The sequence below is a fragment of the Gardnerella piotii genome, from assembly GCF_003397585.1.
Taxonomy (GTDB): Bacteria; Actinomycetota; Actinomycetes; order Actinomycetales; family Bifidobacteriaceae; genus Bifidobacterium; species Bifidobacterium piotii.
This window is the reverse complement of sequence record NZ_QJUV01000001.1, coordinates 1,259,845-1,271,407: the sequence shown is the minus strand read 5'-3', so window position 1 is coordinate 1,271,407 and position 11,563 is coordinate 1,259,845. Positions and strand designations below refer to the sequence as shown.

The window sequence follows — 11,563 nt, the reverse complement described above, 5'->3', positions numbered from 1 at the left end:
GCGCTTAGTGGCAATCAAAATAGCAATCAAAATAGCAACTAAAATAGCGGTTTAACAATTTTAAGAAAGGTATTACTTTGGCTGAATTTATTTACCAAATGATTAAGGCACGCAAGTCTTACGGAGATCGCGTAATTCTAGACGACGTTACCTTAAGCTTCTTGCCGGGCGCAAAAATTGGCGTTGTTGGCCCTAATGGCATGGGTAAATCAACGTTGCTAAAGATTATGGCTGGATTGGAAAATGTTTCAAACGGCGAAGCTTCGATTACTCCAGGCTACACCGTTGGCATTTTGCAGCAGGAGCCGCCGCTGGATGAGACTAAAACCGTTGGCGAAAACATTAAGATGGCTTTTGGTGAGATTGCTCAAAAGGTTGATCGATTCAACAAAATCGGCGAAGAGATGGCAAATCCAGATGCCGACTTTGATGCATTGATGGAAGAAATGGGCAAGCTGCAAACGGAGATTGATGCAGCTAACGGTTGGGATTTGGATTCTCAGCTTGAGCAGGCGATGGACGCTTTGCAATGCCCAGACCCAGATTCGCCTGTTTCTGTGTGCTCGGGTGGTGAAAGACGACGAGTTGCATTGTGCAAGCTTCTGCTTGAAGCCCCAGATTTGCTTCTGCTTGACGAGCCTACAAACCACTTGGATGCGGAGTCAATTCTTTGGCTGGAACAGTTCTTGCACAAGTACGAAGGCGCTGTTATTGCTGTGACTCACGATCGCTACTTTATGGATAACGTTGCAGAGTGGATTTGCGAGGTGGATCGCGGTCAGCTTTACCCATACAAGGGCAATTACACCACTTACTTGGAGACCAAGGCCAAGCGTATGGAGATTCAGGGCGCTAAAGATGCAAAGCTTGCTAAGCGCTTAAAGAATGAGCTTGACTGGGTGCGCAGCTCGCCAAAGGCTCGCCAGGCCAAGAATAAGGCTCGTTTGGAGCGTTACGACCAAATGGAGCAAGAGGCACGCAATTCCAAGAAGCTTGATTTTTCGGAGATTCAAATTCCAGCAGGCCCACGCTTGGGATCGCAAGTTTTGGAAGCGAAACATATTCACAAGGCTTTTGGAGATCGCGTGTTAATCGACGACTTGTCGTTTACGTTGCCTCGTAACGGCATTGTTGGCGTGATTGGCCCGAATGGCGTTGGTAAGTCTACGCTTTTCAAGACGATTGTTGGTTTGGAGCCACTTTCTGGCGGCGAGCTTACTGTTGGAGACACTGTAAAGATTTCGTACGTAGATCAAAATCGCGCAGGCTTGGATCCAAATAAGAATCTGTGGGAAGCTGTTTCTGGTGGACTTGATTTTATTGAGGTTGCAGGCGTTGAGATTCCTACTCGCGCATACGTTGCAAGCTTTGGTTTTAAGGGTTCGGATCAGCAAAAGCTTACGGGTGTGCTTTCTGGCGGCGAGCGTAACCGCTTGAATTTGGCTTTGACTCTTAAGCAGGGCGGCAACTTGCTGCTGCTTGATGAGCCTACTAACGATTTAGATGTTGAGACCTTGGAAAGCTTAGAGAACGCTTTGCTTGACTTCCCAGGATGCGCTGTGGTTGTTTCGCACGATCGCTGGTTCTTAGACCGCGTTGCAACGCATATTCTTGCTTGGGAAGGCACAGACGAGAATCCTGCAAATTGGTACTGGTTTGAAGGTAACTTCCAAGCGTACGAGGAAAACAAGATTGCGCGCCTTGGTGAGGAAGCTGCTCGCCCGCATCGCTTGCACAGAAAGCTTACGCGTTAGAAGTTGTGGGTTGTTGCGGCTGGTGGCTAATCGCAAGCTGTTGGTGGCAAGTCGTTAGTCGCTGGTCGCAAGCTTCTACTCGCAAGTCGTATAAATCGTGTAAATCGCCTAAATCACCTTGTAAAACGCTAAAGCAAATATCTTAAACGGTAGTCGCGCTAAAATCGTGTATTGAGCTAAAAAAGGAGTGCAAATGCCAATACTAGATAAAAATGATTCTGCTAAAGTTAAGGAATACGAGGACTTTGTAAAAAATTCTCCGTACACTAATGCAATGCAAGACATGGCATGGGCAAAGGTTAAAAACAACTGGTCTAGCGAATACGTTTATCTGGAAGAAAACGGCAAGATTACTGCTGCAGTCTCTATTCTTGGCATTAAGGCTGTAGACGATAAAACGCTGTTTTACGCTCCTAGAGGCCCAGTTTGCGACTTTTACGACGTTGAAACCACTAAAAAGCTAATCAACGAAGCAAAGCCACTTTTTGAAAAGTACAACGCGTTTTTGCTTAGAATGGACCCTTGCGTTCAAACCGACGAGGCTCTTATAGAAAAGTACAGGGCAGCTGGCTACACGTTTAGAGGACAAGGATTCCACCCTAAGTCTTACTCCAACCCGCTTCACGAGATTATGCTTAAGGTTGAAGGCAAAACCGAAGAAGAGCTTATGGCTGGTTTTAGCACGCTTACAAGAAGGCATATTCGTGCGGGCATTAAGGCTGGTGTTGTAACTCGCTGGAGTAGGTCGGAAGAAGACTTGAAAACCTTCTACGAGCTTACAAAGATTATGGCCAACAGGCACGGCATTAAATATAGGCCATTTGAATACTTTGAGCGCTTGCTTGCTGCATACCCGCAGATTGAGATTTGCACTTGCGAGTACGAAGGCGAGCCAGTTGCAAGCATGCTTTCGTTCCCATATAAAGACACTTTGTGGTACATTTACGGCGCAACTCAGACTATGCACGGAAAGGTTGCTCCAGGCTATACGTGCATTTGGAATTTGATTCTGCGCACTAAGGAGCTTGGCTTAAAGTGGTTCAATATGGGCGGAACTTATTCGCTTAGCATGGACGAAGGCCTTTACTTCTTTAAGAACGGTTTTTGCAGAGCGAATGATCCGTTTACTTGGATTGGCGAGTTAGACGTTGTTGTTGACCAAGACGCTTACAAGAAGTTTGTTGGCAGGTGGGATGATTTGCCAGAGGCTAAGAGTGATGCGGATAAGGCAGATGCTGCGTCTGCAGGTGAGGCTGCAGGTGAGTCTGCTAAGGCAGAGTAGTATTTAACTCCTAAAGCTCTAATAGCTTTTAATGGCGCTTTTGCGACTAGTTGCATGTTTTGTGTGGCTAGTCGCTTTTGTTTTTCCCACGAGTCTTTCCGCTTTTTGTACGTGTTTTAGGTCGAATTTGGTACAAAGTGCGTCAATATCGCTCGCGCGGATTAGCCGCGCTCACGTCTTCGCCGCGCAGAAGCAGTGCTTCTGCCTTGAGCGGCTCAGCGAATCGAGGTGACTTCTCGCGCTACGCTTTAAGCTCGAAGTCGTCGATTCGCTGCTTTTTGTATGTGTTTTAGGTCGAATTTGGTACAAAGTGCGTTAATCACACAAAATTCATCATACGAATTAATCTTAAATTGTATAAAACAATTAGTAAAATATGCCTTGCATAGTTATATGGATTTTGCGGTCTGGTTGGCGTATTAATCCAAAGAAAAAGATAATGGAGTAAGAGTATGTCTAAGAAGATTCGTGTAGTTAAGCACTATTCTGGCGTTTATTCTGGTGTTGGGGCTGATTCTCAGCCAGTTCTTTCAAAGAGTGTTTGCGCTGCAATGCTAGCTGGCGCAATGGTGCTTGGGGGGGGGTATTCGTTTCCTCACCTGCCTATGCTGATGGTTATGTAGACGGCACTGGCAACAACATTTATTACGGTTATAAAACAGACGCAAGTTATACAGAAGCTCGTTTCCACATAGAAGTGGATTATTACGATACTCTTGATCACGCCATAGACGGTGGTACTGAAGGAAAAGATCCTCTAGGCAAGTTTGTTCGCGTTCATTATCTTTCTAATTGCAAGAAAGAAGGCGGCACAGCTGACGACTGGCGATTCCGTCCAATGTGGTGGTTTGGCGTTCCAAAAGGTTTGCAGAACGTGCAAAATATTACGTATACGCGCGTTGAAAAAATGACTAATGTGCGCGGTAATCAGCAGTTTGTGCCAGCAGGTTCATCGCAGTTTACGTTTACAGATACAAACGGTTACGGCGTTGCGTCTAAGAAAACATATCCTACTCCAAAGCAGTGGAAAGGCATCTCCAACTTCTACTTTGATGAACAAAATGTGCTTGCAAGTAAGGGGTGGAAGCAGCTGCTTGGTCTTAATGGCGGAAAGTACGATAACACTGGAAATACTGAGAGTCAGTGGGGTGATTATCAGAAGGAAACCGACGGCTTACAGGGCATTTTTGTAGACTGGGAGTCTGCAGGGCAGCGCTTCTACGATATGACTTACGTTGGCGAGATGACTAAGGCAGCTTGGGAGAATCGCGACGCGAATCCGCTTCGTTTTGCTGCTGGCGTGTATCGTTTTGCTGGAAATTGGCACTATGCGGTTGGTCAAAAGCACAATACTCCAAAGATTGCGGATTATTTGAAGCTTGCGTATCCAGCTGTGACTAAGGTGAAGGATACCGAAAAGCTCACTGGTGACGAACAGACAGCTGTTAAAGAAAAAATTGAAAAAGCAAACGCAAACACAAAGTATTACTCGGATTTGGTAGAAAAAGTAGAAGTATCCGAAAAGGGTGTGGCTACTATCACCTTCAAAGATAATACGACTCGCACTATGCCAGCTAGCTTGCTTGTAACAAAAGACGAGACTGATAAAGATAAGTACAAGCCAACTTTGCCAACTCGCACTCCTGTAGTTAATTTGAATAAGCTCACGCCTGACGAAAAAACTAAAATTCGTCAAGCGATTATTGATGCCAATGGTAAGGAAACTCCAAACGATTTCTTGAAGCATATTAAGAAAGATAGCACTGGTGGCTACGATTTTAAGGTTGCGGATAATGGTGATGTAAGTGTTGAATACCAAGATGGCTCAAAGATTACAATCCCTGCGTCTGAGCTTGTGTTCCAAGGGCCAAAGATCTCCGACTGGGCGCCTTACGTTGTGCCTGATCCAATTGAGGTTGAGAATCTTTCTAGTTTAACGGAACAAGAAAAAACGCAGATTGTCAATGCTTTTGATGCAGCCAACACTGGTATTACGCCGTATGATGAGGCAAAGAACAAGAATGCCGATAAGAAGGCTCCTGTTACGGTTGATTCTAATACGGGCGATGCAACAATCACGTGGGCAGATGGCTCAACAACCACTATTGCCGCGTGGCAATTCCTTAAGGAAAGGCCAAAGACTACGCCATCTCCAGAGCCTCCTGCTCCAACTCCTACCGCCGAAAAAGAGTTCATTGTTGAAGCTCCTAAGACGCAGTTAAATGTTAATTTTGATCCGTTTAATGCATCACAAAAAGACATAACTGATAATCAGACGCAGCTTAATGCACTTAAAGATGCGATTAAAAAGTGCGCGGCAAAAGATGCAAAGGACAACAATACCTCTGTCACAATCAAAGATGTTGAATTTAAGATAGTAGAGGGTAAGGGTGTAGTAGTATTCCACGCTGACGACTACAAAGACGCTACCTATCCAATGAGCGTATTCCTTAAGCAGAAAGCTAATAAGCAAACCCCGACTCCAGATACCACTTTGCATCATCCAGGTCAGATGACTGCATATAATTATTATGTAGATCCAGTTGAAGTAGATAACGTTAATTCTCCTTCGCCACAAGATCAGATTGCGGCGTTTAAGAAGTTTATACAAAAAAACTATACTAACGTAAACGAAAGTGAGTTGGCTGCTGGCCTATATTCACTTAAGGAAAATAATACGCCTGTATCAGGTGTGACCAATATGCAACGATATGTTCTGGGCCAAAATAATGGTGCAGGAGTTGTATCGTTTAGCCTTAATGCGGACGGAACCATAGCTGTTCAAGGTTTTGAAACTGGTGAGAATAGTTCGAGGAAACTGTTTGATGTGCCTTTAACAGATTTGTATGTTAAAAAGAACAGCCCTCAACCTCAAAAAGACAACACGATTGAGGATTTGAAGAAGCAAGCGAAAGCTTTGCTTACACAGAAGCGTGATACTGACAAGTTAAGCAACAACGACCTCACGCGAGCAGGTATCAAAGATGCTGATCAGCTCAATAATGACAAGATTGACGGCATGAGTGAAAAGGATCTTCGCGATCTTATTCGCAAGCTTACTGATGCCAAGAAGGCTGATTATAAGTACAATACAAATCCTTACGAGGTAAGTGATCCAACTGCGCAACAGAATGATAATGATTTCCAAGCTGCAGTTAAGCAATTCCTGAAAGCCAATTATGATGATAGTAGCGCAACCGAGAAGATTGATAATCTTACTTTCACTGCAAACACTGCAACGCTAACAGGTAAGGGCTGGACGCCAAAAGCTGGTACTTCCTGCTTGGAGCTTAAGTCCGATTCTGCAACGTATGGCATTACTACTGTTTCTATTAATGGTGATGGCAAGAGTGTCGACTTTAAGAATGGTGATACTGTTCTGTTCACCGTGCCTGCAGACAAGCTCTACAAGAAGAAGGACGCGACACCTACGCCAAATCCAAATCCTGATGAGAATAAACTCAAAGAGATGAAGAAGCAGGCGAAGGAGATGATTGAGCGCAATCCAAACCTTACTGATGAGCAGAAGAAGCAGTACGAGAAGCAAGTTGAGGATGCTACGGATGAAAGTGGTGTCAAGAAAGCTTTGAGTGATGCTAATAATAAGGGCAAAGAGAATGCAAAATCTACTGACCCTAATACTAAGAAGACCATAACCGACAACAAGGGTGGTAATAACGCCAAGGAGAAGAAGGAAAAGGAGGAGCGCGAGAAGGATAAAAAGGATAAGGAAAACCAGCAGCTTCAAACCGATAAAACGAATGCTTCTAATGAGATTGACAAGCTCAATAATCTGAGTGATGAAGAGAAAAAGGCTCTCAAGAAAGAGATTAATGGTGGGGGAACGTCAGGAGATCCACAAGGCGCAACAACACCTGAAGCCGTAAAGAAGATTCTCGACAAGGCTAAGGCTATTGATGGTGCTAAGGGTGCGTTGAAGGACGGCGCGCTTCCGTTCCTTGATCATGGTACGGGTGCTGAGGGTAAAACCGATACAACCCATGCCGACGATGCTGCTCTTAACGAGCTGCTCGGAGGAACTCCTGCTAAGGATCAAACGCTCACCGATTTGGAGACCGCTCTAAAGGCTACTGACGCTACAGCTGATAGTATCAACAAGGCTCTTGACGCAGCCAAGCGCCAGAATGCGATTAACGAAGAAAATGCTAAGAATGCTGGTATTGCGAAGCTTGATGCGCTTTTGCAGCAGCTGACCGACGCTGAAAATGGCTTGAATGAGACTCAGAAAGAAGCTGTTAAGCAGAAGGTTGAAGCTGCCAAGACTGCAATCAACGGTGCTAAGACTTCTATAAAAGATGCTAAGAAGCCTTCTGACATCAAGACTGCTGTTGATGGCGTGAAGATTGATGATGCGCTTAAAGAAATCAACACTCAGGTGACTAACGCGCAGAAGACAAATGCTAGTGATCCAAGTCAAACACAAAATGGAAAACTTGACGAGGAAAAGCAGAAGGCCAAAGAGCGGGTCAATGCTACTAATTTGTCTCAGGAAGAAAAGGACAAGTTCAATAAACAGATTGACGATAGTAAAAAGTCTGGCGACCCAACTGCTATTGCAAACCGCGCAGAAAAGGCCCAAAAGATTGAGGATGCTCTAAAGAAGATTGATGAGTTCAAGCATCTTAATGATAAGCAGAAGGAAGCTTTCAAGAAGATTATTGAAGATACTGATGCTGGTAATCACAAGGATGATGATGGCAATGACACTGGTGTTGACGACATTGACGATGCGCTCGCTAACGCTGCAAACACCGATAATGCTATGGCTCGTCTTGAAGACTTGAAGGTTATTGCGGATAAGTTTGCTAAGAGCGACAAGTATAAGGGTCTGCAAGACGGCGATGACAAAAAGAAAGCATTTGATGATGCTGCCACTGCCGCTGGTGCCGTGCTAGACAGAGATAAGGGCGATGCTAAGGGCGCTGCTGAAGTAAACGATATCTACGCGGATCTTCTTAAAGCAATGCAAGCGCTTGACAACACTGTTAAGGGTGCAGGCGTTAAGACAGATGCTCTTGCTGCGGAGATTGGCTCTGATAAGGGCTTGAAGCCAAGTGAAACTGATCCTAAGACTCCAGGCGATTCTGTTTATACCACTGCTTCTGCAGATAAGAAAAAAGCATTTGATGACGCTTTGACTGCCGCTGAGCAAGCTTTGAAGACTGCAAACGACGATAATGCAAATTATAAGAAGGAAGGTGCCACGCCGCGAACTCCTGAACAGGAAGCAAAAGCTCAGAAGGCTGTTGATGAAGCTCTAGACAAGCTTATTAAGGCTCGCCTTGCTTTGGATGGCGTTAACACCAAGCCTCTTGAGCAACAAATCGCTAAAGATGCGGATATTAAGAAGTCTGTAGAGTACACTAAGGCTTCTGATTCTAAGAAGAAGGCGTATGACGATGCTCTTGATGCTGCTCAGAAGATTATAGATAAGCTAACTGGTAAGAAGGATGCTAGCGCAGACGATCATCTTGACACCAAGGAGAATAAGCAGAAGGCTTTGGATGCAGCGCTTAAGGCGTTGAGCGATGCGGCTGAGGCTCTTGACGGCAAGGATACAACTCCAGTTCCTCCAAGCGATGATGACAATCCTGGCTCTGGTTCGGAATCGGATTCTGGCTCTGGCACTTCCACAAGCACGGGCGGTGGCGTCAATAAGCAGAATTTGATTAATCAGATTAATACCACCGAAAATCCAGGTGGTGCTAATTCAGGCTCTGGTGCTGCTGGCACAAATCCAAGCGCACCAGGTGCAGGTGCGCAAGGCGCTGGTATGGGTGCTGTAACTCCAGGCTCAGGCGCTGGTGCTGCTGGCACTGGCGCTGCGGGCGCAGCCAGTGCAGGTGTTGACAACAAGGCTGTAAACAACGCTGTAGAAAACGCTCCAGAAGTTAAGCAAGCGGATGCTGCTGTTAAGCAAGCTGCTGCTACGCTAGACGAAGCCTTGGCACAAGCTAAGCGTGTTGCTGCAGATCCGCATGCAACGCAAGCGCAAGTTGACGCTGCGGCAGCTAAGCTTGCGGATGCACGTAAGGCGCTTGCGGATGCTCAAGCCAATGCAGCAAAAGTGCGTGCAGCTGTTCGCAGCCGCGTTATAAAGGGCATGCGTTCTCGCGGAAATGCAGGCATTGCGACTGGTGCAAACGTTGCGACTACTGGATTGATTGCAACTATGATTGCAGCAATCGGCGGAGCATTTGCAACTCGTCGCATGCGCACAAAGCACGCTAATCGCGATTAATGCTTGGCTGTAAGCTATTTAGCTTGACTGATGTTTTACTGATAGCTGATTAGCTTTGCTAGTGCTTATAGCAATACTCATAAGCCTCGTTTGGTCTTTTGCCGAGCGAGGCTTATGTCTTACCGAAAATGTTGCTCTAATCTGCGTGTTGAGCAACAAAATGCGGAAATGTCGCTTGCGCGGATTAGCCGCGCTCACGTCTTCGCAGCGCAGAAGCAGTGCTTCTGCCTTGAGCTGCTCAGCGCTCCGAATTACCTTTTCGCGCTACGCTTTAAGCGAAAAGGCAGGTCGTCGCGCATAGCGCAACAGTTTTGTGTGGGGCGTGTGCTAGTCTCGGTTAGTTCATGACTTTTTATCGATTCGTCAATCGAATTGTTCAATCATAAAATACGAAAGGCTATTGTGCCACATACTCATTATGATGCGTTTGGTAAAACGCAAGGCTCTAAGAAAACTGCTGCTAGAAAATCGAATAGTAAAAAATCCGCTGTAAGTCAAAAAGATAATAAGAATTTTTCTAAAAAAGGCTATAAGTCCAAAGAAAATCCATTTGAATATAGAAGAAATCGTAAGAATAACGATTTTAACGCGCGTAAGAACCGCAATCGTAAGGCAGATAAAGCTAGAAGTCGCGCTAGAGAAAAAGCTTTGCAATACGAAGAGATGGCAATTCAAGAAGCTGAACAGGACTTTGGAGAGAAGGACTTTAGTTCTAAGGACTTTAGCAAGCGTGATTTTGATAAGCGCGACTTTAAGAATCGTCGTATAAATAATCGTAATCAAAATAAGCAAAATTCATATAAGCAAAATCAAGAAGTCGAAAAAAACTCCGTAATGATTCCAGATACAGCTGTGGAATCACGCGAAAACTACAGCGATGACGTGACTTTTGCGCAGCTAGGAGTTCCGCAGCCTTTGGTGGAAGTTTTGCGCGCAGACTGCAAAACCACGGCTTTTCCAATACAGCAAGCGACTTTGCCAGACTCTTTGCAAGGCGCGAATATTCTAGGACGCGGACGAACGGGAAGTGGCAAGACGCTCGCATTTTCTATTCCGCTTGTTGCACGATTGGCAGAAAACTTTGTTGATTTAATCAACTCGGGTCGAGCTTCTAGAAAAAACAAGAATCGCAAAGAAGACGATGTTCCAGCGCCTCACGCAATGATTTTGGCGCCGACTCGCGAGCTGGTGCATCAAATAGACGACGTAATCGCGCCTCTAGCGTCTGCTTACGGCATGAAAACTGTAACTGTTTATGGCGGCGTGCGTTACAAGCAGCAAATGGCGCTTCTTAAGCAGGGAGCGCAAATCGTAGTGGCTTGCCCAGGGCGATTAGAGGATTTGCTGCGTCAAGGCGCTTTAACGCTCGAAAAAGTGATGGTAAGTGTTTTGGATGAGGCCGACGAAATGGCGGATATGGGATTTTTGCCAGCCGTTACGCGCTTGCTTGAGCAGACTGATCCAAACGGTCAGCGCATGCTGTTTTCTGCTACTTTAGATAAGCAAGTTGCGACTATAGTAAATCGCTTTTTGCCAAATGCGCTTGTTCACGCTGTTGATGACGCGGATTCGCAAGTAGACACAATGACACATTACGTTTTTGGCGTTTCTGCGGCAGATAAGTACGAAGTTTTGAGAAAGCTGGCTTCGGGCAAAAAACGCTCAATATTCTTTACGCGCACAAAGTATCAAGCCAAGAATATGGCAAAGAAGTTTGTGCAACAGGGGATTCCTGCAGTTGATTTGCAAGGAAACTTGTCTCAAAATCAACGCGATAGGCATATGAGCGTTTTTGCTAGTGGAGACGTGCGTGTGCTAGTGGCTACGGATGTTGCTGCGCGAGGCATTGATATTAGCGATGTGGCGCTTGTTGTGCAAACGGAGCCACCAGAGGATCCAAAGTCGTTCTTGCATAGGTCGGGGCGTACTGCGCGCGCAGGCGAGTCGGGCAATGTTGTGACTCTTGTGTTGCCTAATCAAAAGCGAATGGCTCACACTATGTTGAGGCGTGCTGGCATTAATGCTAAAGCGCAAGACGTTAAGCCAGAGTCGCCGATTTTGCAAGAGATTGTTGGCGATTTGGCGGATTTGCAAGAGGGCTGGAGTATGCCAGAGCCAGAGCAGCCAAAGCGCAAAGGCCGGGGTAGAGGCCGAGGCAGAGGTAGAGGACGCGGACGTTCGCATGATTCGCGCAGTTCGCGTGACTCGCATAGTTCGCAACGTCACGCATAATTTTCCGCTTTTTGTACGTGATTTAGGTCAAAT

At 45.8% G+C, this 11,563-nt stretch carries 5 protein-coding genes; all 5 read left to right on the top strand.

Annotation, left to right across the window (positions count from 1 at the left end; translation table 11 throughout):
- The first annotated feature begins 77 nt into the window (after nt 1-77).
- The 5 genes from ettA (at nt 78) to D0T20_RS05460 (ending at nt 11,530) form a co-directional block, all read left to right on the top strand.
- Entirely contained in the window at nt 78-1,754 is a 1,677-nt protein-coding gene (gene ettA, locus D0T20_RS05480) for an energy-dependent translational throttle protein EttA (protein WP_004130043.1), read from the top strand.
- A 193-nt stretch (nt 1,755-1,947) separates the two neighbouring features.
- Nucleotides 1,948-3,036 (top strand): lipid II:glycine glycyltransferase FemX, encoded by a 1,089-nt coding sequence (locus D0T20_RS05475; protein ID WP_116438638.1) that lies wholly within the window; start codon nt 1,948-1,950, stop codon nt 3,034-3,036.
- A 452-nt stretch (nt 3,037-3,488) separates the two neighbouring features.
- Nucleotides 3,489-3,659 carry a hypothetical protein gene (locus tag D0T20_RS06405; protein ID WP_155237383.1) on the top strand — a complete coding sequence of 57 codons (171 nt, stop codon included), beginning with the start codon at nt 3,489-3,491 and terminating at the stop codon, nt 3,657-3,659.
- Nucleotides 3,578-9,298 carry a MiiA motif-containing surface protein gene (locus tag D0T20_RS05470; RefSeq protein WP_116438637.1) on the top strand — a complete coding sequence of 1,907 codons (5,721 nt, stop codon included), beginning with the start codon at nt 3,578-3,580 and terminating at the stop codon, nt 9,296-9,298. Before D0T20_RS06405 ends, D0T20_RS05470 begins: the two co-directional genes overlap by 82 nt.
- A 402-nt stretch (nt 9,299-9,700) precedes the next feature.
- On the top strand, nt 9,701-11,530 hold the full coding sequence (locus tag D0T20_RS05460; RefSeq protein ID WP_116438636.1) for a DEAD/DEAH box helicase: 1,830 nt from the start codon (nt 9,701-9,703) through the stop codon (nt 11,528-11,530).
- Nucleotides 11,531-11,563 lie beyond the last annotated feature (33 nt).